16 protein-coding genes are annotated in these 25,175 nt (G+C 63.7%); 8 read left to right on the top strand and 8 right to left on the bottom strand.

Translation table 11 applies throughout. The features are described from left to right. Positions 1–153 precede the first annotated feature (153 nt). From LJY18_RS18970 to LJY18_RS19005, 8 genes are all read right to left on the bottom strand, one after another. A complete protein-coding gene (locus LJY18_RS18970; protein ID WP_238043456.1) occupies positions 154–1,809 on the bottom strand; it encodes a diguanylate cyclase in 1,656 nt (551 codons plus the stop codon). Then, positions 1,802–2,188 (bottom strand): response regulator, encoded by a 387-nt coding sequence (locus LJY18_RS18975; protein ID WP_238043457.1) that lies wholly within the window; start codon positions 2,186–2,188, stop codon positions 1,802–1,804. Before LJY18_RS18975 ends, LJY18_RS18970 begins: the two co-directional genes overlap by 8 nt. Further along, the gene (locus LJY18_RS18980) at positions 2,181–5,333 is read right to left on the bottom strand and encodes a response regulator (protein ID WP_238043459.1); all 3,153 of its coding nucleotides are present in this window, start codon (positions 5,331–5,333) and stop codon (positions 2,181–2,183) included. Before LJY18_RS18980 ends, LJY18_RS18975 begins: the two co-directional genes overlap by 8 nt. 66 nt (positions 5,334–5,399) lie before the next feature. Then, complete coding sequence (locus tag LJY18_RS18985; RefSeq protein WP_238043461.1) at positions 5,400–8,000, bottom strand: hybrid sensor histidine kinase/response regulator; 2,601 nt, start codon at positions 7,998–8,000, stop codon at positions 5,400–5,402. Positions 8,001–8,097: 97 nt separating this feature from the next. Continuing rightward, the gene (locus LJY18_RS18990) at positions 8,098–10,047 is read right to left on the bottom strand and encodes an ATP-binding protein (protein WP_238043464.1); all 1,950 of its coding nucleotides are present in this window, start codon (positions 10,045–10,047) and stop codon (positions 8,098–8,100) included. Continuing rightward, the gene (locus tag LJY18_RS22595; RefSeq protein WP_238043466.1) at positions 10,044–14,864 is read right to left on the bottom strand and encodes a PAS domain S-box protein; all 4,821 of its coding nucleotides are present in this window, start codon (positions 14,862–14,864) and stop codon (positions 10,044–10,046) included. The genes LJY18_RS18990 and LJY18_RS22595 overlap by 4 nt, the downstream gene beginning before the upstream one ends. A gap of 29 nt (positions 14,865–14,893) precedes the next feature. After that, on the bottom strand, positions 14,894–16,027 hold the full coding sequence (locus tag LJY18_RS19000) for an HDOD domain-containing protein (protein WP_238043468.1): 1,134 nt from the start codon (positions 16,025–16,027) through the stop codon (positions 14,894–14,896). A 46-nt stretch (positions 16,028–16,073) separates the two neighbouring features. Then, positions 16,074–18,347, bottom strand: a complete 2,274-nt coding sequence (locus LJY18_RS19005; protein ID WP_238043470.1) for a putative bifunctional diguanylate cyclase/phosphodiesterase — start codon at positions 18,345–18,347, stop codon at positions 16,074–16,076. A gap of 164 nt (positions 18,348–18,511) precedes the next feature. On the opposite strand from LJY18_RS19005, the gene desA reads away from it, so the two are divergent. From desA to LJY18_RS19045, 8 genes are all read left to right on the top strand, one after another. Then, positions 18,512–19,699 (top strand): delta-9 fatty acid desaturase DesA, encoded by a 1,188-nt coding sequence (desA, locus tag LJY18_RS19010; protein ID WP_238043472.1) that lies wholly within the window; start codon positions 18,512–18,514, stop codon positions 19,697–19,699. A gap of 112 nt (positions 19,700–19,811) precedes the next feature. Next, positions 19,812–20,783, top strand: coding sequence for a GGDEF domain-containing protein (locus LJY18_RS19015; RefSeq protein ID WP_238043474.1), 972 nt, complete (start codon positions 19,812–19,814; stop codon positions 20,781–20,783). Positions 20,784–21,257: 474 nt separating this feature from the next. Continuing rightward, positions 21,258–22,511 carry an OprD family porin gene (locus LJY18_RS19020; RefSeq protein ID WP_238043476.1) on the top strand — a complete coding sequence of 418 codons (1,254 nt, stop codon included), beginning with the start codon at positions 21,258–21,260 and terminating at the stop codon, positions 22,509–22,511. Between the two features lie 264 nt (positions 22,512–22,775). Continuing rightward, positions 22,776–23,102 (top strand): ArsR/SmtB family transcription factor, encoded by a 327-nt coding sequence (locus tag LJY18_RS19025; protein WP_238043478.1) that lies wholly within the window; start codon positions 22,776–22,778, stop codon positions 23,100–23,102. Further along, the gene (locus tag LJY18_RS19030) at positions 23,099–23,560 is read left to right on the top strand and encodes a YeeE/YedE family protein (RefSeq protein WP_238043481.1); all 462 of its coding nucleotides are present in this window, start codon (positions 23,099–23,101) and stop codon (positions 23,558–23,560) included. The genes LJY18_RS19025 and LJY18_RS19030 overlap by 4 nt, the downstream gene beginning before the upstream one ends. 2 nt (positions 23,561–23,562) lie before the next feature. Next, the gene (locus tag LJY18_RS19035) at positions 23,563–23,982 is read left to right on the top strand and encodes a YeeE/YedE family protein (RefSeq protein ID WP_238043483.1); all 420 of its coding nucleotides are present in this window, start codon (positions 23,563–23,565) and stop codon (positions 23,980–23,982) included. Between the two features lie 14 nt (positions 23,983–23,996). Continuing rightward, positions 23,997–24,185 (top strand): YgaP family membrane protein, encoded by a 189-nt coding sequence (locus tag LJY18_RS19040; protein WP_238043485.1) that lies wholly within the window; start codon positions 23,997–23,999, stop codon positions 24,183–24,185. A gap of 81 nt (positions 24,186–24,266) precedes the next feature. Next, positions 24,267–25,130, top strand: coding sequence for an MBL fold metallo-hydrolase (locus LJY18_RS19045; RefSeq protein ID WP_238043487.1), 864 nt, complete (start codon positions 24,267–24,269; stop codon positions 25,128–25,130). Positions 25,131–25,175 lie beyond the last annotated feature (45 nt).

Below are 25,175 nucleotides of genomic sequence, written 5' to 3' on the forward strand. Positions count from 1 at the left end.
AATAAATTTCATGAAAAAATACACTATTTATTTCACGCGGCCAAGCCCTGGCCCAGATGCGGGCCAGCTACCCGTGGGCAATCGGGCGTCGATGCGGGCAATGGGCCAGGCCAAAGGGCAGGGACCAGCGCCTGGGCAGGCGCTGGTGTTCGGTCAGGATTGACTGACCTGGTTGCGGCCACCGTGCTTGGCCGCATACAGGGCGCGGTCGGCGCGCTCCAGCAGTTCGCCGGCATCCTGTGCGTCTTGCTCGGTCGAGGCGATACCGGCGCTCAGGGTGACCGAGAACTCGCTGCCGTCGGCGATGAAGTGCAGTTCGGCAAAGCGCTGGCGAATCTCATCGAGAATCCGCAGGGCCTGATCGGCCGGGCAGTCGGGCAGCACCACGAGAAATTCTTCGCCGCCATAGCGGCCCAGGCTATCGACCCGGCGCAGGCGCTGGCGCAGCAGGTTGGCCAGGGCGCGAATCACATTGTCGCCGGCGACATGACCATAGCTGTCATTGACCTTCTTGAAGAAGTCGATGTCGAGCATCGCCACGCTGGCCGGTTTGCCGCTGCGTTGCGCGCGTTCCAGCTCGATACCGACCTGCTCCTTGATGTCGGCATGCTTGAGCAAGCCGGTCAGGCTGTCGCGTGACAGGGCGATGCTCAGCAGGCGGGCGCGCTGGGCCCGGGAGAACACAGTGGTGACCAGGGCGTTGTCGCCGATGGGTTTGGTGACGAAGTCGTCGCCGGCCTTGATCAAGGCATTCATTTGCCGGGTGATATCGGTCTCGGCCGACAGGTAGATGATCGGGACCCGCAGCCAGTCGTCGTTGAAACGGATGATCTGCGCCAGTTCGGGTCCGGTGCAGTCCGGCATGTTGACGTCGAGCAGCACCACCTCCGGGTTGAAACGGCTCATGGTCTCGAAGATGCGCGACGGGGTTTCGAGCACTTCCACCAGCATGTTGGCGCTACGCAGGATCAGGCTGTAGCGGCTGGCCAGGTCATGGTCGTCATCCACGATCAACACCCGGTAGGGCTCGCCCTGCTGTTGGGCGAAACAGCGCTCCAGGCGGTTTTCCAGCTGGGGGATGTCGACCGGCTTGGTGAAGTAACCCATGGCGCCGACCCGTACCGCTTCTAGGTGGGTGGCGAAGTCGTTCTGGGTGGTAATCACCAACAGCGGCAGTGGTTGTTCCAGGCGCTGTTGCAGGGCGGCGGCATACGCCAGGCCGGTTTGCGCGGCATCGCCCAGGTTGACATCGATGATCAGCGCATCCGGCAGGCGCCGTTGCAGCGCCGCGTCGAAATCGGCGATACGGTTGAAGTGCTCGGCGTGGTAGCCGAAGTTGCCCAGGGTCAGGCGCATGTTCTCGCCGATGCTGGTCTCGTCCTCGAGGATGTAGATGCAGCGCGGGTGCGGCTCGGCCGTTGGCGACAATTTCGGCCGCACGGGGCTTTTTCGCGCCGGCTCGCTCTGCACGCCTTGCGCGGCGAATTGCTGCAACTGACGGATGAACGCCTGCAGGTCCTGATCCTTCAGGCCCAGGCTTTCCAGCCCGTGCATGGCCTGTTGTTCGAGCTCATGGGCGCGTTGGCCGATGCTGGCGAAGCCGAAGGTGCCGGCCGCGCCCGCCAGCTTGTGCAGCTGATCGCGCAGGCTGCGCAGTTGCTGCAGTTGCGCCTCGTGGTCGGCGGCTTGCAGCAGTCTGGCCTGGCTGGCCAGTTCGGGCAATTCCTGGGCCAGACGCTCGGCGAACTTTTCGCTGAGCAGTTGCAGCTGGTGCTGCAGTTCGCTGGTCGGGCTGGATTGTTCAGCCATGCACACGGCTCCATATTTGCCGGACCTGGGCGGCCAGTTGCATCGGGTCGAAGGGTTTGATGATCACGTCGCGGGCACCCAGGCTGTGGTAGTGCTCGATCTCAGCCGGCTGCACCTTGGCCGTCATGAAGGCCACCGGGATCAGCCCGATGTCCACCAGCTCACTGAGCTTGATCAAAGTTTGCGGACCATCCATGCCGGGCATCATCACATCCAGCAAGATGAAATCCGGCGCGAAACCCTGGATCTGGTCCAGCGCTTCCTGGCCAGACGAGCAGCTGAGCACCCGAAAGCCGCCAACGGCCTCCAGCGCGACCTTGGCCACGGCCTGGATCGACGGGTCGTCCTCCACGTGCAGGATGCGGGTCAGTTCAGGCATGCCGATTCTCCTTGGTGGGCAGCAGGCGGGCTAGCAGCTGCAAAAAGTGTTGCGCACTGGTGCGCGATTTGGCCAAGGTGGCCCCGACCTGGCCGAGGTACTCCGCAGGCAGATCGTGTGCGGAGAGTACCACCACGGGCACTCCTGAATGGTGTTGGTGGAGTTCTTCGAGCAGTTCCAGGCCGTTGCCGTCGGGCAGGCCGAGGTCCAGCAAAATCAGGTCGTAGCTGTCTTGGTTCAACAGCTGGCGGGCCTCGGTGAGGCTGCTGGCGGAGACGAAATCGGCCAGCGTGCGGCCCTGTTCGGCAATCACCTGACGCAAGTCGGCATCGTCCTCGATATGCAGCACCCGGGGTTTTTCCGGCAGCCCGTGCAAAGCCTGGCGTAGACGGGCCAGCAGGCTGTGCTGGTCGATCGGCTTGTCCAGCCAGTCGATGGCCTGGAAGCTGCCATTCAGGCTCAGGCGACCCTCGTCGCCGGCGGCGGAAATCACCAGCACCGGCAGCTCCGAGGTGCTCGGATCGTTGCGCAGTTCGCGGATCAATTGCAGGCCGATGCCGTCCGGCAGGTGCAGATCCAGGGTGACGGCGGCAAAGTGGTGCTCGGCCAGCAGGGTTCGGGCCTGTTCCAGGCTGCTCGCCTGCATCACCCGGTAGCCGGCGTGGCTGAGGAACTGCTGCAGTAGCTGGGCGATATCGGCTTCATCCTCGACCACCAGCAAGCTGGGTCGCTGGGCATCTTGGTCGTCGCTCGCCAGGTTCATGGCATCCAGCAGCGGCAGTTCGAACCAGAAGGTCGCACCCTGGCCCTCGGTCGAGTCGAAGCCGATGCGCCCGCCCATGCGTTCGATCAGCTCCTTGCTGATCGCCAGGCCCAGTCCGGTGCCGCCTTTCTGGCGGCTGTCGGTGGCGTCGGCCTGGGCGAATTTCTGGAACATCCGCTCGCGGAATGCCGCTGGAATCCCGGGGCCCTGGTCGCTGACGCTGACCCGCAGGCGTTGCTCGCGCAGTTCACTGCTCAGGCGCACTTGGGCGCCGCGCGGGGAAAACTTGATGGCGTTGGAGAGGAAGTTGGCCAGCACCTGCTGCACGCGCATGGCATCGGCCCGCACCTTGAGTGCCGGCCCCCGCTCCTGCACCAGGTGCACGCCATGCTGGTCGGCATAGGCCTGGTTGCTCGCCAGGCTCTCGTCGAGCTGGGCGTCTAGTTGCAGGCTGTTCAGCTTGAAGTTCATCTGGCCGGCCACCAGCTTGTCCATGTCCAGCAGGTCGTTGATCAGATGGCTCAGGCGCAGGCTGTTGTGATGGGCGATATCGATCATCTTGCGCATGCTCTCCGGCAGTTCGCCGAGCGCACCGCCCTGGATCAGGCCGAGCGAGCCGGAGATCGAGGTCAGCGGGGTGCGCAGTTCATGGCTGACCGTGGAGACGAACTCGCGCTGCATGCGTTCAATACGTTTGCGCTCGGTGATGTCATGCAACACCACGACGGCGCCGAGTTGGCGGCCATCGGGGGCATACAGCGGGTCGGCATTGGCGGTGACGAAGCGGGGCGCCTGGCCCTTGGCGACTATGCTGATTTCCGCGTCGCGCACCCGCTCGCCCCGCAGGGCTTGCAGCAGGGGGATCCTGGCGCTGACCAGCGGAGTCAAGCCGTCGGCCTCGAACAGGTCGTAGTAGTCGCCCCATTGCTCGGGTGCGAGCAGGCTGACATCGGTGCCATGCCATTGCCGGGCGGTATCGTTGAACAGGGTTAATTGGCCCTGGGCATCGCAGGCGATTACCCCCTCGGCGAGTGCCTCGAGCAGGCGCCGGTTCATCTCCTGCTGCTGTTCCAGCTCCTGTTCCTGGTGCTTGCGAGCGCTGATGTCGCTGATCACTCCGTGCCAGATCACCGAGCCATCGGCCTGGCGCTGGGGAGTGGCTTTGCCTTCGACCCAGATCAGCCCCTTGCTGGGATGGCGTACGCGGTATTCCTGGTGCCACAGGTCCAGCGCTCTGGCCGAGTCGCGTATGGCATCGGCAACGCCGGCGCGATCGTCCTCATGGATGACCGCGAATACCGCCTTGCTATGCTCGAGGACATCGGCTGGGGTCAGCCCGTAGATGTCCACTATGCCTTCGCTGGCGTAGGGAAAGCGTACCGTGCCGCGCTCGGGCAGTAGCGCCTGGAACACCATGCCGGGTAATTGCGCGGCGATCTGCTGCAGGCGCTGCAGGGCCTGATCGCGCAGGCTGAGGTCCTGGGCGATGGCGACGAAACCGCGCAGGGCGCCGTCCTCGTCGCGCACCGCCGAGACTGATAGCAAGGCCGGCAGTTGGCTGCCATCCTGGCGCACGAAGGTCCATTCGTGCGGCTTGTCCTGGCCGCGCGCGGCATGTGTGGTCAGCACGGAGAAGTCCACGTTGATGGATTGCTCGCCTTCCTGGCCGAGCGCTTCGGCGCGGCACGCCAGCTGCCAAGGATCGAGCAGGGTGCTGGCAAATGGGCGGCCGAGCAGGTGCTTTCGGCCATAGCCGAGCAAGTGTTCGGCGGCCGGGTTGACGCTGCTGATCTCGCCCGAGGGCAGGGTGGTAATGATCGCACTGCCGGCGCTGGCGAGGATGGCGCGCTGCAGCGCCGACTGCTCGGCATTCCGGCGCAGGTTCAGGCGCAGCTCGCACTGGCGCTCGACCTGGCGGCCGAGGCGGTGCAGGCCCTCGCGCTGCGGTTCAGTCAATTGACGTGGCAGGCGGTCAATCACGCAAAGGGTGCCGAGGTTGTGTCCGCTACTGGTGGTCAGCGGGATGCCGGCGTAGAAGCGGATATGCGGCGCCTCGGTGACCAGCGGGTTGTCAGCGAAGCGCGGGTCTTGTCGAGCATCGGGGATTTCGAACAATTGCTTGGCGAGGATCGCATGGGCGCAGAAAGCCTGCTCGCGCGGCGTTTCGCAGGCGTCCAGGCCGACCTTGCTCTTGAACCACTGGCGCTGCTCGTCGATCAGCGAGATCAGGGCGATGGGCGTGTCGCAGAGTTGCGCGGCGAGCTGGGTGAGGTCGTCGAAGGCCTCCTCGGCGGGCGTGTCGAGCAACTGGTATTGCTGGAGTTCGGCGAGCCGCGCGGCCTCGTCGATGGGCAAGGTCGGTCCGCTGGAGGTTCGGTTCATCTGCAGGTCCTGGCGCGGGGATCGTGCGCGGGCAAGGAAGGGCCGAGTAGTCGGAGCGGGGATTGCCTATTGCATCGAGTCATGGTCGCTGGCCTCCAGGCTGTGACGCTTGGCCGCCGCCGCGATGGATTGTTCCAGGCTCGCCAGCAGTTGCGCTTCGTCGAACGGTTTTTCCAGCCAGGCAATGCCCGGTGCGTCCCCTAGCAGCCGGCGGCCCTCATCGCAGAAGGCGGAGATCACCAGAATCGGCAGCTGTTGATTGGCCGCCTGTCGGCGAAGTTCGCCGATCAGGGCCAGGCCGTGACCGTCGCCGAGGCGCAGGTCGAGGGTCATGGCGGCGTACTCGCCCTCGGCCAGCCGTTGCTGGGCCTGGCTGGCGCTGAACGCGCTGTCCACTTGATAGCCGGCGTGACCGAGGATCACCTGCAACAGGTGAACAATATTCGGCTCGTCCTCCACCACCAGGATGCGCGGCCCAGCCACTGCCCGTTGGGCGGTCACCGGCAGGAGATGCTCCTCGATCAACGGCAGCTCGAACCAGAAGGTGGCGCCCTGGCCGGGCACCGAGTGGAAGCCGACACGGCCATCCATGCGCTCGATCAGTTCTTTGCTGATCGCCAGCCCCAGCCCGGTGCCCGCCTGCTCGCGGCGATCCGAGCCATCGGCTTGGGCGAATTTCTGGAAGATCCGACTGTGGAAGGCTTCGGGGATACCGCGGCCATGGTCGCTGACGCTGACCCGTACCCGGTTGCCGCGCAATTCGCTGTACAGGCGCACGTTGGCGCCAGCCGGGGAGAACTTGATGGCGTTCGACAGGTAGTTGGCCAGCACCTGCTGCAGGCGTGCGGCATCCACCCGCACCCAGATGTCGCCCGGCTGGTCGAGCTGGAAGGATACGCCGTGCTGTTGGGCATAGGCCTGATTGGCCGCCAGGGCCTCCTCGATCAGCGGCTTGATGGGCTGCACCAGCAGGTCGAGGGTCATCTTGCCGGCCGCCAGCTTTTCCATATCCAGCAGGTCGTTGATCAGGAGGCTGAGGCGCTGGCTGTTCTGCTGGGCGATTTGCAGCATCTGCGTCATCTGTGCCGGTACCTCACCCATGGCGCCGCCGGTGATCAGGCCCAGGGCGCCGGCGATGGACGTCAGCGGGGTGCGCAGTTCATGACTGACGGTGGAGACGAACTCGTTCTTCATGTTCTCGACGCGCTTGCGCTCGCTGAGGTCGAGCAAGGTGCCGCTCAACCGCTGCACCTGTCCGTCAGCGTCGCGCAGGATAAAGCCCCGCAGCAGCACCGGCACCTGATGACCAGCCCGGTGCAGCATCAATGCCTCGCTGCTGAACGACTCCGCACCCGATGTCACCGCGCGCTGCAGCTCCAGTTGCAGTGCGGCCAACTCCTTGTGCAGCAGCACTGGCAGCCAGCGCTGCAGATCCTGCGGGCTTTCGTCGGGCGGGTAGCCGAGCATCTCCCAGGCGCGGGCGGAAGCGAACAGGCTAGCGGCCTGCAGGTCGATATCCCACCAGCCGTCGTTGCTGCCCTTGAGTACCAGGCGCTGGCGCTCCTCGCTCTGGCGCAGGGCTTCGCTGTTCTGGCGGATCTGCAGGGTCATCTTGTGCGCCAGGGCTTCGGCCTGTTCGCGGCGCAGGGTCAGTACCGAGGCCAGCACGAACAGCAGCAGGCTGACGCCGACACCCAGCAGCATCAAGGCGCCGGTAGTGTGAAAACTGGCTTCGAAGGCGGGCAGGCTGCTGAAATCGAGGGTCCAGTGTTGGCCGTAGAGGTCGAGTTGCAGCTGTGCGCTGAGTTCGGGGTGGCGTTCGGCGTCGCTCGTCTGGGTGCTGAAGAGCAGGGCCTCGGGGCGGGCTTGGGCGCCATCGTAGATGTTGAAATCGAGTTTGGGCGTCTGGCTGCCGAGGATACCGGCCATCAGGTCGTCCATCCGATAGGGGCTGTAGACAAAGCCGCGCAGGGCGGCGAGACGTTGCTCCGGACTCTTCAGCGGCAAGTCCGGGCGGTATACCGGCACGTACATCAGCAAGCCGGCCTGCACCTTGCCATGGGTTTCCTGGAGCAGGGTGACCCGCTGGCTGATGCGGGTTTCGCCACTGCTTGCGGCGAGCAGCATGGCGGCTCGGCGGGTGGGCTCGGACATCATGTCGTAGCCGAAGGCGGCCAGGTTGCGGCCAGTCAGGGGCTCGAGGAAGAGGATCGAACTGTACTGCTCGCGCAGCCCCGGTGGGTGCAGGCGGAAGTTGGGAAAGCCTTCGCGGCGCACCGCCGCTTCGAACTCGGCCACTGCTTCGGGGGGCAGGAAGCGCGTGTAGCCTACGCCCTGGATGCCGGGGTAATTCTGTGGCAGCTCAAGGCGTTCGAGATAGGAGCGCCACTCCCCGCGGTCGACCTCCAGGCTGGCGTCGAACAGGCCAGCCCCGCCAAGCAGAATCTGCTCGTGATCGGTCATGCGCTTGCTGATCGCCTCACTGACCTCGCTGGTCAGCAGCTCGAACTGACGTTGCGCGGCCAACTGCTCGCGTTCCTGCAGATACAGCCAGGCACTCAGGTTGGCCAGCAGGGCGATTGCCAATACCGCCCAGGCCAGGGCGTTGCGACGGCTGAAAAAGGCCTGCCGGTTGGCGAGGCTCATCAGGTTCAAGGTGTCGCTCATGGCTTGTCCTTAGCGTGGTGGCACAGCGTTTCAACCTGGTGCGCGACTTCCCGGCATGCCGATAAGCAATTGTTCGGGCGTTCCGGCTGGGCGCGGCTCATGCCGGTAGATCCGTTGTAGCAGATCCGGCCAGAGGCAGCTCGAACCAGAAAGTGGCCCCTTGGCCCGGCGGCGAATCGAAGCCGATGCGCCCGCCCATACCCTCGATCAACTCTTTGCTGATTGCCAAACCTAGTCCGGTGCCACCCTTCTGGCGGGTGTCGGAAGCGTCGGCCTGGGCGAATTTTTGAAAAATCTGCGGCTGAAACTCTGCCGGGACCCCGGGGCCTCGATCGCGCACATTGAGCCGCAGATGCTGGTCGCGTCGTTCTGTATAGAGATCGACGGCGGCGCCGCGCGGGGAAAATTTGGCCGCGTTGGACAGCAGGTTGGCCAGCACCTGCTGCAGGCGGTGAGCGTCGACCGTGACCCGCTCCGCGCACCGGGCAAGCTGGCGCAGTTCAACCCCATAGTCCGCCGCATACGTCTGGTTGCTGTGCAGGGCCTGCTCGATCAGTGGCTGCAGGGCCAGCGGCTGGACATCGAACTGCATCTTGCCGGCCGCCAGCTTGCCGATGTCCAGCAGGTCGTTGATCAGCGTGGCCAGGCGCTGGCTATTGTGCTGGGCGATCCGCAGCATGGGCTGCAAAGCCGTCGGCACCTCGCCCAGGGCGCCGGCATTGATCAGTTCCAGCGGGCCGATGATGGCGGTCAGCGGGGTGCGCAGTTCATGGCTGACGGTGGAGATGAATTCGTTTTGCAGGTGCAGCAGACGTTTGCTCTCGCGAATATCCTGGATATGCAGAATGTGGCTTGCGCCAGTATCCGGAGCGCCACTCAGGACCGCGGCACTGAGCATCACGGCGATTGAGTCACCGCGGGCATCGAGCAGGTTTTGTTGCCAGCTGCGGTTGTGCCCTGGGGTTGTTGCCGCCAGCTCAGCGTTCAGCTGCGCATGACCGGGCGCCTCGCAAAATAGCCGTAGGTGCTGGTTGAGCAGCGTGGCGGGGCTACGTTGCAGCAGCTGGCACAGGGCCCGGTTGGCGGCCAGCACAGAGCCCTGCTGATCGAGCAGGGCCAAGCCCTGGGGGGTCATGTCGAAGGCATCGAAAAACTGTTGCTGGCTCCGATTGAGCGCCAGTAACAAGCTGGCCTGACGGTGTTGGGCGTGCAAGGCCAGGCCGATCAGCGCAGTGCAGATCAGCGCCAGGCTCCAGCCCAGCAGGCGAAGCCAGGCAGGCAGCGGTTTGGGCGCGAGCAGGTTGTGGGCCTCAAGCTGCCAGTGGGCGCCGGCAAGCACGATCGGTAGCCTGACGCGGGCTGGCTCGGTGGCGGTCTGCGCCAGGCTGGCGCTGATCGGCTCGGCAACTGGATGGAGGCGGATCGCAATGTTGCGCTGGCGGGCAACTTCCTCAACCTGGGCATAGAGCTGGTCGAAGTCGATGACCGTGCTGATCATGCCCCAGTAGCGCTGGTCATCGAGGAATACCGGTACTCGATAGATCAGGCCTGTCCCGCCCTGCACCAGTTGCAGCGGCCCGTCGAGCTTGGCGGTGCGACTGGCGATGATGCGCTGCACCGCGGGCCATTGCTTGGCCTGATCAGGATAATAAAGGCCGAGCGCAGCTTCGTTGCCGGCCAGCGGGTAGACGAACGCGATGCGGTTGTCCGGGGCCAGGCCGATATTGCGAATGTGTCGGCCTTGCTGGAACAGCCCCACCATCCAGGGCTTCAGTTCCTCTGGATCGATCTGCCCATGCTTGGCAGGGATGTAGGCGGCCAGACCGGTGGCCAGGTGCAGGGTGGCGTTGAGTTCGGCCAGCAGCACCGCGCTGGCTTCGTTGGCATGTGCCAGCAATTGTTGCTGTTCAACCTGCTGCTGGCGCAGGTCGTATTGTTGCAGCAGCAGTTCGGTGCCCAGGCCGAGAAACAGCAGAAGCCCCAGGCTGGCGGTCCAGTTCAGCAGATGACGCCAGCGCAATTGGCGTGGCGGGATACCGGGCCTCATGTCGACACCTCAAACGGAAGCTCGAACCAGAAGGTCGCGCCTTGGCCGGCCATCGAGTCGAAACCGATGCGCCCGTCCATGCGCTCGATCAGTTCCTTGCTGATCGCCAGGCCCAGGCCGGTGCCGCCCTTCTGGCGGGTGTCGCTGGCATCGGCCTGGGAGAACTTGGCGAAGATGCTCGCCCTGAACGCCTCGGGAATCCCTGGGCCGTGATCACGCACGCTGACCCGCACCTGGTCACCCCGCCGTTGCACGGCGACCTCGACGGGCTGTCCGGCGGGCGAGAACTTGGCCGCATTGGACAGCAGGTTGGCCATGACCTGGGCCAGGCGCTGGCTGTCGACCCGTACCTGGATGGCCGGCAGGGCGTCGAGCAGTTGCAGCTGTACCCGATACTGGCTGGCATACGGCTGGTTCTGCGCGATGGCCTGCGCGAGTAATGGCTGCAGGGGCTGTTCGCTCAGCTCGATAGGCATCTTGCCGGCCACCAGCTTGTCCATATCCAGCAGGTCGTTGATCAGCTGGCTGAGTTGCTGGCTGTTGTCCTGGGCAATTGTCAGCATCTGTTGCATGCCTGCCGGCACCGTGCCGAGCACGCCGCCGTTGATCAGGCCGAGGGAGCCGGCAATGGCGGTCAGCGGGGTGCGCAGTTCGTGGCTGACGGTGGAGACGAACTCGCTTTTCATCTGTTCGATGCGCTTGCGTTCGCTGATATCGCGGATCACCGCGATGAAGCGCCGTTGGCCCTGGTGGCTGATCTGTGACATGGCCAGTTCCATGGCGAAGGAGTCGCCATTGCGGCGTAGGCCGTTGATCTCGCGCACCGTGCCGATCAGCCGGTTTTCGCCGGTTTGCTGGTAACGCGTGAGGTAGCCATCGTACGTCGATCGCTCTGGTTCTGGCATCAGCAGGCTGACGTGGCGTCCCGCCACGTGGGCCAGGCTGTAGCCGAACAGTTTTTCCGCGGCATGGTTGAAGGTCTCGATAATGCCCTGCTCATCGATGCTGATGATGGCGTCCAGGACGTTGTCCAGCAGGGTGTGCAGGTAGTGCTCGCGTTCGCGGATGGCCCGCTCTGTCGCAACCCGCTCGCTGAAGTCCTGAATCTGGGCGACGAAGTGCACCGGTCGGCCAGCGCCATCGCGCACCAGCGAAACGCTGAGCAGCACCCAGATGGTCCGGCCCTGGCTGTCCAGATAACGCTTTTCCATCTGGTAGCCATTGCTCCGTCCGGCCAGCAGTGCCTCGAGATTCTCCAGGTCGGCGGCCAGGTCTTCGGGGTGGGTGATCTGCTGAAAGTCGCCGGCCAGCAGTTGCGCGCGGCTGTAGCCGAGCATGCGGCAGAGTTCGTCATTGACTTCCAGCCAGCGCCCTTCGGGGCTGACCAGGGCCATGCCCTGGGGCGCTGTGTTGAAGGCACTGCTGAACAGTTGCTGGCTGAGCTTGAGCTCATCTTCGATCTGCTTGCGATCGCTGATGTCCCAGATGAAACCGTCCAGCCACAGCAGCTTGCCCTGCCTGTCGTATTCGCCGCGGCCTTTATCCCGCACCCAGATGCTGTGGCCATCGGCATGCTGCAGGCGGTAGGTCAGCTCGAACACGTCCTGGCGCAAGATGTGCTCCTGGATGACGTAGGTACTGGCGCGGTCGTCCGGGTGGATCACGCTGGCATAGCTGCGTACCCGGTTGTCGATGAAGTCGCTGGCCGGGTAGCCGCTCAGATGCTCGATTTCGTCGCCCATGAAACGCATGGTCCAGTCGGCATCGTAGCGGCAGCGATAGACCACCCCGGGCAGGTTGGCGACCATGCCGCGGAAGCGGCTCTCGCTTTTTTGCAGGGCGCGCGTGGCTTGCTGCAAGGCACTGACATCGGTGGCGATGCCCAGGTAGCCGTTAATGCCGTCTTGCTCGTTGCGGATCGCGCTGATCGTCAGGTTGACGATGCGCTGTTCGCCGTCCTTGCGGATATAGGTCCACTGCCGGGCTATCGCTTGCCCACCCTGGACATTGGCGACGAACACCTCGAAGCCCTGGATCTCGCGGCCAAGCTCATGGCTCAGTTCGCTGCCGCGGGCGCGCACTTCTTCGGGCTGGTGAAACAGCATCGGTGAGTGCTGGCCAATCACCTCTGCGGCCCGATAACCGAGGAGCAGTTCGGCTCCAGGGTTAAACAGGCTGATCAGCCCGCTGGCATCGGTGGCAATGATGGAAACCCCGGTAGCCGAATCGAGCACGGCCTGGAGGAAGGCGCGGGCCTCTTGCATCTGGTCTTCGCGCTGCTTGAGCTCGCTGACATCCTGCACAGTACCGGCCAGGCGGGTCATGCGCCCCTGTTCGTCGGGCTGCAGGCGGGCCAGTTCATGAACCCAGCGGATCTCGCCATCGGGGCGCAGGATGCGATGCACCACGTCATGCAAGCCGCCCGCCAGCGCCCGTTGTTCGCTGGTTTCGACCAGGGCTCTATCGTCGGGGTGCACGCTGCGCTTGAAGGCCTCGATGCTCGGGATAAACCTTTGGGGGTCGAAACCGAAGATGTCGAAAATGGTGCTCGACCAGTACAGCTCGTCAGTCTGCAGGTTGGCTTGCCAGTGACCCAGGCGGGCGATCTGCTGGGCCTGATCCAGGCGCTCCAGCAGGTTCTGCCGGGTCTGCTCCTGCTGCTGGCGCTCCAGGGTGGCGCCGACCCAGCGGGCGAACAGGCGAAGGAATTCGCGGTCGGCCTCATCGAATGGCTGGGGGCGCGCCTCGGGCGAGGCAAAACACAGGGTGCCGAAACGCTGGCCTGCGACCCAGATGGAAATGCCGATATAGGTTTCCAGGGTGAACAGCGGGTAGCAGGGGTGAGCGGCGTGAACCGATTGGGCCATGCACTCGATGGCCAGGACTTCATCGCTGTGCCGGGTGATGCTGCAGTAGGTGTCGCCCAGGGGGAAGTGCTGGCCGTCACTCAGGGTGCCCGCAGGAGAAACCTGAACCCGCACCTGGTAATCATCGGCCTCGATCTGGCTGATGATTGCCAATGGCACCTGGTAGAAGGAGGCGCCCAGTTGCAGAGCCTGGCGCAGCTGCTCCTGACTGCTTCGGGGGGGCAGGGCGGCGATCTCGTTGAGTACGCGCAGGGCCGCTTGCTGGCGCTGCAGGTGTTGCTGGGCCAGTTCGCGTTGCATGTCGCGGCGTAGCGCCTCTATCAACTGGCCCAGGGTGGCGAGCAAGGGCTGCAGCTGCTCGGTCAGGGTGTCCTGATAGCCGTCTGCACGGTTGGCCAGGCCGAGCATGCCCACCAGGTGGCCATGGGCATGAATGGGCAGGCCGGCAAACGCCAGCAGCGGCGGATGCCCCGCGGGTAAGCCAGCGCTCTGCGGATGCTGCGCCGGCTGATTGCTGATCAGCGCCTCGCCGCTGCGCATGACCTGGCCGAACAGCGTGTCGAGATTGCGGAATTCCATGCCCTGCGCCGAGCGTTCGGCATAGAACGCGGCGCTGGCGCTGTCCCAGGCAATATTGCTGATGCTGTAGGTGTGCAGGTAGGGCGCACCCTGATCATCCTCGCGCACTTCGCCGATGAAACCGAACTGGCTGGCGGTCAGTTCGAGGATGCGCTGAAGCAGGGCATCGAAGGTTTCGCGCTGGTTCTGTGCGGTGATATAGGCCGCCTGGGCCTGAGCGATCACCGCCAGCAGCTGACGCGACTGCTCGCTTTGCCGGTGCTTGTGCTGCAGCTCGTCGCGGTGGCGGCTAATCATTGTCAGGCTGGCGTGACGGGTGCTCAGTAGCAGCAACAGGAGCAGGGCTTCTGCGCCGAACCAGGCCAGCAGCCATTTGCCAATCAGCCATTGCTGGTCGCTCTGGTGGCGCGCCAGCTGTTCGCTGATATCGCGCCAGGTCAGGGCGATGGCGGCGCTGCTTTGGCTGGGGGTGGCGGCTGACAGATAGTCGGGTAGTAGCACTTGATTGAGCAGGAAGGTGCGACCCTGATCTTGCAGCAGTTTGATCGTGTTGCCGGCAGCAGGTGCGGGCAACAACTGCTGGGCTTTCCAGCGTTGTACCTGGCCGCGCGAGAAGCCTTCCAGCGCCCAGTCGCCGGATTCATCGGCCTGGCCGCGCAGTTTTTCAGCGCTCAGCGCGGACGATTGTGCGTCACGCCTGACCAGCAAGGCGATACCAGAGTCCAGTTCCTGATCCAGCTGCTGCAGGTCGCTGTTCAGGCTCAGGGTGACCTGCACGGCGCCGACGGTTACGGCTTGGCCTGTGCCTTGCACTTGCAGCAGGCTGATCGCACGCATCACCTGGCTGTCGGTGCCGATATCCAGGCCGGCCTTGTTTTGCTGGTCTTGCAGGGCGGCGCTGAGCATCGCGGGGTGGCCGCCGGGCAGGTCATCAAAGCGCTCGGGTTGATGCACGCGCAGCAGCACTTGCGCCGTGGGCGCAAGATGGATGGAGAGCTTGAAGGGATGGCTGGCCTGCAGGTTGCGCCAGCGGGGCGCCAGGCGGGTGTAGAGCTGGTCGCGGATGGCCTTCGCGGTGGCTGGGTCCGGGCTGCCGCCATGATGCAGGGCATGGGCCTGGCGCACCAGTTCGATGACCCAGGCGTCGGCGGCAATGCTGTCGGCCAGCAGCAGCGCCTGATCGCGCTGGCGCCGCTGGGTGCTGTGCAGGGCCAGGCGCTGAAAGTCGGCCTGCTTGGTCATCTGCAGTTGCCAGAAGGCTTCCCGTTCGTTCAGGGCGAGCCAACCCAGGGTGGCAAAGAACAGTGCCAGGGTGAGGCTGCCGAGGCCGACTATCCAGCGGATCGCGGCGGATGCTTTGCTGGTGTTCATGCGCGACATCCTCAGCGAACCGACTGCATTCAGGTCAGCCCGGCAAGGCGACGCAGGCGGGCCTGGTCTTTGCTGTCGGCAGTGGGATCCTGCTCACAGGCAGCCAGGCGCATGAGTACGGCCTCGCGCTTGACGCTGTTGTTGGGCAGGGCATAGCAGGCGCCTATCAGTTCGCGCAGGGCCATGGGCAGCTGCCAGCGAGCTTTCATGGCAATGGCGAAGGGTGAGCTGAATTGGCCAAGCGCCAGCACTAGCTGTTCCTCACTGAGGCTGTGACCGCGCGTTTCCCAAGCCTGGGCCAGGTAGAGCACGCCGAATTCGCCCATGCGGTGCAGCAGCGCCGCGCAATGAAAGGGCGCGGGATCCAGGCTGCACTGGCGGGCCAGGGCCATGCTTTTTTCCGCCAGGCGTTCGCAGGCCTCCAGATGCCCATCGGCAAGCTTGCGCAACAGCGGGTTATCCAGTGCGCTGGATTGGCGCAGGGCCAGGCCCATGGCCAGGTTGAGGCTGGTCGCTGCACCGAGTTTCTGCAGCGCTTCCAGCAGGCTGATGCAGGGGCGGCCGGCCCCGTTGTAGGCGCTGCTGTTGGCCACGCTCAGCAGGCGGGCATTCAGGGCGGGGTCGTGGCGCCAGTCTTCGGCCAACTCGCGCAGGCTCAGTTGTTCGCCCTTGAAACTTTGCACCAGGCGATCGCGGATACCCTTGCTCAGGGGCATGTCCAGCTGGTCGTCCGGCAGTTTTTTCAGGTAAGCGAGGAAGTCTTCGTCGCTGACGGCGCGGGCCACGGGAGTCGCTGCCGTAGTCGCGGGCAGTAATTTTTCCAGGCTGGCGGCTACGCGCGAGGCCTGGAAGGGCTTGCTGATGAAGGCGCTGATGCCCAAGGCGCGGACTTCCACCACGCTGCTGCGATCGGTGCGACCGGTGATCATCACCAATGGCACTTCGCGGTTGTGCTGGCGCACCTGTTTCAGCAGCCGAGTGCCTTCGCCGTCCGGCAGGTTCCAGTCGCTGATCACCAGGTCGCTGGGTTGTTGCTGCCAGTCCGCCAGAGCCTCGGCCACGCTGCCGAGGCAGACGATGTCGGCGCTCGGGCGCAGGCTCAGAACGATCTGCTTGAGCAGATCGGCGATCCAGTGATCGTCTTCGAGAATCAATACCCGCATAGGTGCCAGTTATCCCTTGTCACTGCCGCCTATGATGCTTGATTGATCAGGGCGCTGCTACGGCTGGTTCCGGGTTGGCTTCGACCGGTTGTGGCCGGCCAAACAGATACCCTTGACCGTAGTCGCAGCCGATCTGCCGGAGGAATTCCATCTGCTCCGGCCGTTCTATGCCTTCGGCCAGGACCTTGAGATCCAGGCTGTGACCCAGGGCCACCACCGCGCGGGTAATCGCGACATCGTCGCTGTCGTAGGGTAGGCCGCGGACGAAACTTATGTCGAGCTTGAGCTTGTGCACGGGCAGGCGCTTTAGTCGGGCCAGGGAGCTGTAACCGGTGCCGAAGTCGTCGATGGCCAGGCGTACACCCAGGGCCCGCAGCCGATCGAGCAGCGCCAGGGCGGCATCCGGGTTGTCCATCACCGCGCTTTCGGTGACTTCCAGCTCCAGGCAGGCAGGGTCCAGGCCGGTGTCGGCCAGCACCCGGGCCACCTGCAGATCCAGACCGCCCCGGCTGAACAGCCGGCTGGAGACGTTGACGGCGACGAAACGCGGCGCCTGCGCCTGTGTTTGCCAGCGCACCATTTGTCGGCAGGCCTGTTGCAGTACCCAGGCGTCGATGGCGCCGATCAGGCCGCTGTCTTCGGCGACCGGGATGAATTCCCCAGGCGCCACCAGGCCGCGTTGCGGGTGTTGCCAGCGCACCAGCGCCTCGGCGCCGATCAGTTCGCCGCTGGCCATGTCGTGCAGCGGCTGGTAGTAGACACGCAGCTCCTGGTGATCCAGGGCATGGTGCAGGGCGCTAATCAGGTCGATGCGATGGCGAGCGAACTCGGTCAGTTCCTGGGTATAGAAGGCGTAGCCTTCGCGGCCGCTGCCCTTGGCCTTGGACAGCGCCGAGTCGGCATTGCGCAGGACCTGCTCGAGGTTTTCAGCATCGCCGGGAAACAGGCTGATGCCGATGCTGGCGCTCATGTAGAACTCATGGTTGTCGAGGTTGAAAGGCGCGCCGAGACTGCTGAGCAACAGCTGGGCCAGGCTGGCGGCCTGGGCAGCGTCCAGGCAATTTTCGCTGAGCAGGCCGAACTCGTCACCGCCCAGGCGCGCCAGGGTCATGCCCTCACCCAGTTGTGCGGCCAGTCGCCCGGCGACCGCCTTGAGCAGCAGGTCGCCGATGTTGTGGCCCAGGCTTTCATTGATGTGTTTGAAGTGATCGAGGTCGATCAGCAGCACCGCGCCTTGCTGTTCGGATTTGGCGCGCTTGAGGGCGTTGTCGACCCGCTCGGTGAAGAGCAGGCGGTTGGGCAGGCCGCTCAGCGGATCATGGTGGGCCAGGTGATCCAGTTCGCTCTGCGAGCGCTTCAGTTCGCTGATGTCGGAGAACACCGCGACGTAGTGGCTAAGTTCGCCTGCTTCGTCGTGGATGGCACGGATGCGCTGCCACTGGGGGTAGATTTCACCGTTCTTGCGCCGGTTCCAGATCTCTCCGCTCCAATTGCCTCGGGCCACCAGCGCGTGCCACAGGCGTTGGTAGAACGCCTGGTCATGCCGGCCCGAGCTCAGCAGGCTGGGCTGACGGCCGATAACTTCCTCGGGGCTGTAGCCGGTGATGCGGCTAAAGGCGGGATTGACGTGGACGATCTGCTGGTTGCTGTCGGTGACCAGCACCCCGTCCTGGGTGGCGTCGAATACGGCGGCGGCCTGGCGCAGGCTGTGTTCATTGGCACGCCGTTGGCTGATGTCGCTGGCGGTACCGATAATGCGCTCCGGTCGGCCCTGAACGTCGAGCTGCAACTGCCCGCGTGACTGGATCCAGCGGTAGTCGCCATTCTGGTGGCGCATGCGCAAGGTCAACTCGAACGCCTCCTGACTGGCGTTGTCGCGGATAGTGGCGATGGTTTTCTCATAATGAGCCAGGTCGTCGGGGAGTAGCCGTTGCCGCCAGTGCGCCCTGGTGTTGCCCAGTGCGGCGGGTTGCAGGCCGAGCAGGGCGGCATAACCTGCCGAGAAAAACACCTTGTCGCTGCGCAGGTCCCAATCCCACAAGCCTTCCTTGGCAGATTCCAGGGCCAGGTTCAGGCGCCCTTCGCTGGCACGCAGGGTTCGGCGCATGCGCGCCTGCTGGCGCACGTGCGAGCGCAGGATCAGATACAGGAGAAGGCTGCTGAGCAGGACAAAGCTCAAACCCTTGAGCAGTTGCACCTGGGCGGTACGTTCGGCAGACAGGTCCAGGCTGGGCAGTAGGGCATCACTGAAGAGGACCCACAGCCCGGCGGCCAACAGGTAGATCAGGGTAAGGCGCACCGTTCCTTGGTGTAGGTTCATGACGTCGATCGGCTCTTGAGGTGAGTCTGTGATAGTAGTGCAAGAAGCAACTCGGCATTGTTATCTAAAAGACCAACTGGTTTTCTGATCCATGTCGGGGATAATGCACCGTGGCCTGAGTCTTTCAGACACGCCATGTTTTCCTTTCAAGAGGCTCCCGGCTCATGTGGTACAACGGTTTTCTTGACCTGTCGGTCTGGCAGTTGATCGCTGCCGTGCTGGTGATGACGCACATCACCATTGTCGGCGTCACGGTGTATCTGCACCGTTATTCCGCCCATCGCGCCCTGGAGCTGCATCCAGCGCTGAAACACTTCTTCCGTTTCTGGCTGTGGTTGACCACGGGGCAGAACACCCGCGAATGGACCGCGATCCACCGCAAGCACCACGCCAAGTGCGAAACCGTCGACGACCCGCACAGCCCGGTGATCAAGGGCCTGGGTACGGTATTGCGCACCGGCGCCGAGCTGTACCAGCAAGAGGCGAAGAACCCGGAAACCCTGCGCATCTATGGCAAGAATTGCCCGGACGACTGGATCGAACGCAACCTCTATTCGCGTTATACCTTCGGCGGCGTGACCCTGATGGCACTCATCGATCTGGCCCTGTTCGGCGTGATCGGCATCAGCGTCTGGGCGATCCAGATGATGTGGATTCCCGTCTGGGCGGCCGGGGTGATCAACGGTCTCGGTCATGCCGTCGGCTATCGCAACTTCGAATGCCGCGACGCCGCCACCAACTTGCTGCCCTGGGGCATCCTGATCGGCGGCGAAGAGCTGCACAACAATCACCACACCTATCCCAACTCGGCCAAGCTGTCGGTGCGCAAGTGGGAATTCGACATGGGCTGGGCCTGGATCCAGCTGTTCAGCCTGCTTGGCCTGGCCAAGGTGCAGCGTGTGGCGCCGATTGCCCATCGCATCGAGGGCAAGCGCCACCTGGACATGGACACCGCCATGGCGATCCTCAACAACCGTTTCCAGATCATGGCGCAGTACCGCAAGCTGGTGATCGGCCCGCTGGTCAAGCAGGAACTGGCCAAGGCCGACGCCTCGGTGCGCCATCAGTTTCACCGCGCCAAGCGCCTGCTGGGCCGCGAGCCGAGCCTGCTGCACGACCAGCAGCAGGTGCGTATCGACGCCATGCTGGCGCAGAGTCAGGCGCTCAAGGTGATCTACGAGAAGCGTCTGGCGCTGCAGCAGATCTGGCTCAAGACCAGCGCCAATGGCCATGAGATGCTCGAGGCGATCAAGCAGTGGGTCCACGAAGCCGAGGCCAGCGGTATCCAGTCGCTGCACGATTTTGCCGAACAGCTGAAAACCTATTCGCTGCGCCCGGTCGCGGCCACCTGATCGCTGCCGATTGACTGGCAAAGCCCGCCGTTTGGCGGGCTTTTTGTTTTCCGCCGCCGCGACCCACTATGCTGCGCTTGTAGCCCCACCACTCATCAGGATGGCGGTTGTTATGGACGAGCGCAGCAACCCAACGGAGCAATTGCAAGACTTGACCCTGGCGCTGCTGCACAGCCGTGCCGAGGTCACGCGCCTGCGTGAGCGTGAGGGGCTCTTCAGCAGCCTGCTCGGCAGCGTCAATGCGGTGCTCTGGGCGTTCGACTGGCAGGCGCAGCGGGTGATCTACGTCAGCCCGGCCTACGAACGTGTGTTTGGCCGCTCTGCCGCTTTGCTGTTGGCCGATTTCGGCGAATGGCGCAACAGCATCTACCCGGACGACCTGGCGTACGCGGCCGAGAGCCTGGCCAAGGTCCTGGAATCCGGGGCGGTGGAAGTCCGCGAGTACCGCATCATTCGAGCCGATGGGCAGTTGCGCTGGCTCAGCGACAAATGCTTTATCAGTCGCTCGAGTGAGTCTGATCAGACGCAGATCATCGTCGGCATCGCCGAAGACATCACTGACAAAAAGCAGCTGGAAGGCGAACTGCAGCGCCTGGCGACCACCGATGTGCTGACTCAGAGCAGCAATCGCCGGCACTTCTTCGAGTGTGCCCAGCGTGAGTTCGAGCAGGCCCGTAAGTTTGGCAGTCCATTGGCCTTCCTGTTGCTCGATATCGACAACTTCAAACAGATCAACGACCGTTATGGTCATCAGATGGGCGACCAGGTCTTGCAGCGCCTGGCCAGTTGCGGCGCGTTGGCCGTGCGCAGTGGTGATCTGTTCGGCCGCATCGGCGGTGAAGAATTCGCGGCGTTGTTTGCCGGCTGCGAGCCCGCTCTGGCCGTGCAGGTCGCCGAGCGCTTGCAGCGGGATGTGCAACGTTTGCGCTTCAGTCACCAGCAGGCGTCGTTCGCCATCACGGTGAGCCAGGGGTTGACCAGCTTGCGTGGGGACGACTCGAGCCTGGATATGCTGTTCGCGCGCGCCGATGCGGCGATGTACCAGGCCAAGCGCCAGGGCAAGAATCAGATCGTGCTCGACTGAAGGGCATTGCGCACTTGGCGAAAATCCGCCGTTAGCGCGCTGGTGGTCGGCGATAATCCGCCTGTTCTTTCTCACCGCGACTCTGCAATGGAGTCCGTGTGCCTCAGCCAAAGTACCGCGCTAGAGGTGTTGCTGCTCGGCGCAGGGAGACTGGCACAGTAACTGCCTTAGCCTCTTCGACGCACCGATCGGCCTGCAGGGCCGGCACACAATAAAAATCAAGAGACCGCCGATGACATCCTTCCTTTTGGCTGACGATCCGCCTGTTCCGTTGACGCTTGCTTGGCGCGGCTCCGCGCACCCCTGATTGCTGTTCGCCCCAGCGCTGGCCCGCTTGCCCTGGCGCCTGTTCGGCTGCCCATCTGGCGAGGCCCGTTGGGGTGAATCAACGAATTCGGTGCGTGCCTGCCTCTTCGTGGTCGAAGCCTGCGCCCGTGCCGAAGTGTCACCCTTAAAACACTGGAGAAAACCATAATGAGAAAGACCTCCCTGGCGCTGGCCATTGCTGCCGGCACCCTGGGCTTGAGCCTGAGCCAACTCGCCAACGCTGAATTCATCAAGGACAGCAAGGCCAGCCTCGAAGCCCGCAACTTCTACTTCAACCGGGATTTCCGTCAGGACGGGGCCAGCCAGGCCAAGCAGGAAGAGTGGGCGCAAGGCTTCATTCTGCGCATGGACTCCGGCTATACCGAGGGTACGGTCGGCTTCGGTATCGACACCATCGGCATGCTCGGTTTCAAGCTGGACTCCGGTGGCGGCACCGCCGGCAGTGGTCTGCTGGTGCCCGACCGTTCGGGCGGCTCTCAGGACTACTCTTCCGACCTGGCAGTGGCCGGCAAGGCCAAGCTGTCGAAGAGCACCCTGCGTGTTGGCAGCATGCAGTACAAGAACATGGCCATCGCCTCCAGCGACAGCCGCCTGACGCCGCAGGTGTTCAAAGGTGGCCAGCTGCTTTCCCAGGAAATCGACGGCCTGACCCTGGATGGCGGTTATGTGCGCGAGGTCAACAACCGCAACTCGGGTGATTTCGAAGACCTGTCGATGACCACTGGCGGTCGCCGCGGCATCACCATTACCGGCGACAAGACGACCGATGCCTTCCAGTTTCTCGGCGGCACCTATCAGCTGAGCAAGCAGCTGACCGGTGCCTATTACTACTCGAATCTGGAGGACCTGTATAAGCAGAACTCCTTCAATCTGGTGCACGTGTTGCCGCTGGGCGAAGCGCAGAGCCTGAAGACCGACCTGCGTTATGCGCGCTCCACCGATGATGGTCGCAGCAACGTCGACAACAAGGCATTCGGAGCGATGGTTACTTATGGTCTGGGCGGCCACAAGTTCGGCCTCGGCTATCAGAAGATGGACGGCGATACCGGCGCTGCCTATCTCGGCGGTACCGATCCATACCTGGTCAACTATGTGCAAATCGGTGACTTCGCCAACAAGGACGAGACCTCCTGGCAGGCGCGTTACGACTTCAACCTTGGCAGCATCGGTATCCCCGGCCTGACCTTCATGACCCGCTACCTGACCGGCGACAACGTCGATCTGGGCGCTGCCGGTGACGGCAAAGAATGGGAGCGCGACACCGAGCTGATGTACGTCTTCCAGGAAGGAACCCTGAAGAACCTCAGCCTGCGCTGGCGCAATGCGATGGTGCGTTCCAACTTCACCAACGACATCGACGAAAATCGCCTGATCGTCAGCTACACCCTGCCGCTGTTCTGAGCGGTGCCCCGTGGTTAACGGGGCAGCCGGGCACCGCTGATCAGTCTGATCCCGTTCGGCGGTGAAACACAAAAAAACCCGGACTCTGTTCCGGGTTTTTTCATGGGCGTGTAAGCGTCAAGGTTGAATGGCGTGCACCCGGATTACGCCTGGGCGTATCTGTGGGTTTGCTCCCCCCGGTTTGCCAGGAGAGTGAAGGCGGATTTCAGCTTGCACAATAATATATGAAAGCATATATTGTTTTTAGCTTAATTGAGGACGACCATGAACGCTCCCGAACAGACGCTCGATATCCAGCAGTTGCGCGCCAACGCGGATGCGGCCGGGCAGTTGCTCAAGGCTCTGGCCAATCCGGATCGCCTGCTGCTGCTCTGCCAGCTGTCCCAAGGCGAGCGCAATGTCAGCGAGCTGGAAAGCCTGCTCGGCATCCAGCAGCCGACGCTGTCGCAGCAGTTGGCGGTATTGCGCCGTGAGGGGCTGGTGGAAACCCGCCGCGAAGGCAAGCAGATCCACTACCGGATCAGCAGTCCGGCAGCCTTGGCGGTGATCAATACGCTGTACCAGTTGTTCTGCGCAGGAGAAACCTCATGAGTATCGATGCGATCGCCTTAGATGGATTCACCATCGACTGGTTGAATTTCACACCCTGGAGCTCTCTCGCTGGCGGAGCCTTGATCGGCCTGGCTGCGAGTTTGTTTGTCCTGTTCAATGGCCGTATTGCGGGTATCAGTGGCTTGCTCGGTTCGGTGCTGGAGGGCGGTGAGGGTCGGGCGGAGAAGGCCATGTTCCTCCTCGGTCTGCTGCTGGCGCCGCTGCTCTGGGGCCTGTTCAGCGTGCTGCCGACAATCGAGTTCCAGGGTGGCTGGCTCAGCTTGCTGGTGGCCGGTCTGCTGGTCGGAGTGGGTACCCGTTACGGGTCCGGCTGTACCAGTGGCCACGGGGTCTGTGGGGTGGCCCGGCTGTCGCCGCGTTCGTTGGCGGCGACGCTCGCCTTCATGGCCGCCGGTTTCGTCACGGTCTTTGTTCTACGTCATCTGCTGGGGGGCTGAACATGCGCAAACTGAGTGCATTGCTGGCCGGCTTGCTGTTCGGTGTCGGCCTGTTGCTGGCTGGCATGGCCAATCCGACCAAGGTGTTGGGCTTCCTCGATCTGGCCGGTGCCTGGGATCCGTCGTTGGCGCTGGTGATGGTTGGCGCCATCGCGGTCGCCGCGGGGCCGCTGGCCTGGGCCAGGCGCCGCTCGCAGTCATTGCTCGGCGCGCCGATCCAGCTACCGGCCAAGCGCGAGCTGGATCGGCGTCTGATCGCTGGCAGCCTGGTCTTCGGCATTGGTTGGGGGATTGCCGGGATCTGCCCGGGACCGGCACTGGCCATTCTGCTCAGCGGCCATTGGCAGGTCATTGTTTTCGTTCTGGCCATGCTGGCCGGGATGTTGTTGTTCACCGCGCTGGAACGCCGGCGCAGCCTTTAACTCTGGAGATCATCATGAAAACCAATGTTGGCACCATCGACCGCAGCCTGCGCATCGCCGCTGGCTTGATTCTGATCGGTCTGAGTTTGAGCGGCACTATCGGCCTGTGGGGCTGGATCGGCGTCGTGCCACTGGCTACCGGCCTGCTGCGTACGTGCCCGGCGTATTCGTTGCTGGGCATCAATAGCTGCAAACGCTCCTGAGCCGCAGATCGATACGCTCATCACGGGCGCTTACGGCGCCCCACGAAACACCCCTGAGGTATGCGAAGGAGGGCCGTCAGCATGCAAGCGCACATCGAAGCTTTTTTTGATCCTGCCACCTTCACCTACAGCTACGTGGTCAGCGATCCTGCGACCCGGCGCTGCGCCATCGTCGACTCGGTGCTCGACTATGACCAGGCAGCCGGGCGCACCTCGTTCGAGAATGCCGACCGCCTGATCGCCTATGTACGCGAGCAGGGGCTGAGCGTCGACTGGCTGCTGGAAACCCATGTGCATGCCGATCACCTGTCCGCCGCGCCCTACCTCCAGCGTGAGCTGGGCGGCCAGTTGGCCATCGGCGAGCTGATCACCGTGGTGCAGACTACCTTCGGCAAGCTGTTCAATGCCGGCAGCGAGTTCGCCACCGATGGCCGTCAGTTCGACCGCCTGTTCAGCGACGGTGAGTGCTTCCAGATTGGCAGCCTCGCCGCGCGGGTCATCCATACCCCCGGGCATACCCCCGCCTGCCTGACCTATGTGGTCGGCGATGCTGCCTTTGTCGGCGATACCCTGTTCATGCCCGATTACGGCACCGCTCGCTGCGATTTCCCCGGTGGCGATGCGCGGGTGATGTTCCGTTCGATTCGCAAGCTGTTCGACTTGCCGGACCAGACCCGCCTGTACATGTGCCATGACTACAAGGCGCCGGGACGCGAGGAGTTCCTCAACGAAAGCACCCTGGCCGAACAGCGTGCGCACAATGTGCATGTGCACGAGGGGGTCAGCGAGGATGAGTTCGTCGCCATGCGCCGCGCGCGTGACGCGACCCTCGGCATGCCGGCCCTGATCCTGCCGGCGGTGCAGGTGAACATGCGCGCCGGGCAGCTACCGCCGCCCGAGGACAATGGCACCCGCTACCTGAAAATCCCGCTTGATGTACTTTGAGGAGAGGCTGATGGACTCGTCGAATGGCCCGTCGCGCTACCCCTT

It is taken from the genome of Pseudomonas sp. MMS21 TM103 (assembly GCF_022132145.1).
Classification (GTDB): Bacteria; Pseudomonadota; Gammaproteobacteria; order Pseudomonadales; family Pseudomonadaceae; genus Aquipseudomonas.

What these genes read in the sequence shown, in the direction of transcription:
- LJY18_RS19025 (WP_238043478.1), top strand. Translation starts at nt 22,776, where the DNA reads ATGAACGCTCCCGAACAGACGCTCGATATCCAGCAGTTGCGCGCCAAC.
- LJY18_RS19030 (WP_238043481.1), top strand. Translation starts at nt 23,099, where the DNA reads ATGAGTATCGATGCGATCGCCTTAGATGGATTCACCATCGACTGGTTG.
- LJY18_RS19005 (WP_238043470.1), bottom strand. Translation starts at nt 18,347, where the DNA reads ATGAACCTACACCAAGGAACGGTGCGCCTTACCCTGATCTACCTGTTG.
- LJY18_RS19020 (WP_238043476.1), top strand. Translation starts at nt 21,258, where the DNA reads ATGAGAAAGACCTCCCTGGCGCTGGCCATTGCTGCCGGCACCCTGGGC.
- LJY18_RS19035 (WP_238043483.1), top strand. Translation starts at nt 23,563, where the DNA reads ATGCGCAAACTGAGTGCATTGCTGGCCGGCTTGCTGTTCGGTGTCGGC.
- LJY18_RS18980 (WP_238043459.1), bottom strand. Translation starts at nt 5,333, where the DNA reads ATGAACCGAACCTCCAGCGGACCGACCTTGCCCATCGACGAGGCCGCG.
- LJY18_RS19040 (WP_238043485.1), top strand. Translation starts at nt 23,997, where the DNA reads ATGAAAACCAATGTTGGCACCATCGACCGCAGCCTGCGCATCGCCGCT.
- LJY18_RS19000 (WP_238043468.1), bottom strand. Translation starts at nt 16,027, where the DNA reads ATGCGGGTATTGATTCTCGAAGACGATCACTGGATCGCCGATCTGCTC.
- LJY18_RS22595 (WP_238043466.1), bottom strand. Translation starts at nt 14,864, where the DNA reads ATGAACACCAGCAAAGCATCCGCCGCGATCCGCTGGATAGTCGGCCTC.
- LJY18_RS19015 (WP_238043474.1), top strand. Translation starts at nt 19,812, where the DNA reads ATGGACGAGCGCAGCAACCCAACGGAGCAATTGCAAGACTTGACCCTG.
- LJY18_RS18990 (WP_238043464.1), bottom strand. Translation starts at nt 10,047, where the DNA reads ATGAGGCCCGGTATCCCGCCACGCCAATTGCGCTGGCGTCATCTGCTG.
- desA (WP_238043472.1), top strand. Translation starts at nt 18,512, where the DNA reads ATGTGGTACAACGGTTTTCTTGACCTGTCGGTCTGGCAGTTGATCGCT.
- LJY18_RS18975 (WP_238043457.1), bottom strand. Translation starts at nt 2,188, where the DNA reads ATGCCTGAACTGACCCGCATCCTGCACGTGGAGGACGACCCGTCGATC.
- LJY18_RS18985 (WP_238043461.1), bottom strand. Translation starts at nt 8,000, where the DNA reads ATGAGCGACACCTTGAACCTGATGAGCCTCGCCAACCGGCAGGCCTTT.
- LJY18_RS18970 (WP_238043456.1), bottom strand. Translation starts at nt 1,809, where the DNA reads ATGGCTGAACAATCCAGCCCGACCAGCGAACTGCAGCACCAGCTGCAA.
- LJY18_RS19045 (WP_238043487.1), top strand. Translation starts at nt 24,267, where the DNA reads ATGCAAGCGCACATCGAAGCTTTTTTTGATCCTGCCACCTTCACCTAC.